2 tRNA genes are annotated in these 240 nt (G+C 56.2%); both read right to left on the bottom strand.

Annotated elements, in window-relative coordinates:
• Position 1 precedes the first annotated feature (1 nt).
• Positions 2-77 (bottom strand) — tRNA-Glu (locus NCT04_RS34350).
• 86 nt (positions 78-163) lie between these two features.
• Positions 164-240: transfer RNA gene (locus NCT04_RS34355), tRNA-Asp, on the bottom strand.

The raw sequence follows: 240 nt of genomic DNA on the forward strand, positions 1-240 counted from the left end.
CTGGCGTCCCCTAGGGGATTCGAACCCCTGTACTCACCGTGAAAGGGTGATGTCCTAGGCCTCTAGACGAAGGGGACTTCAACCTACTAAAACTAAACTATCGACACAGCGTAGCGAAAAAAAATCCGGCTTATCAGCCGGAGTCTTCCTGCTTGCAATGCGTTGGCGGAGCGGACGGGACTCGAACCCGCGACCCCCGGCGTGACAGGCCGGTATTCTAACCAACTGAACTACCGCTCC

It is taken from the genome of Caballeronia sp. GAFFF2, from assembly GCF_023631485.1.
GTDB lineage: Bacteria > Pseudomonadota > Gammaproteobacteria > Burkholderiales > Burkholderiaceae > Caballeronia.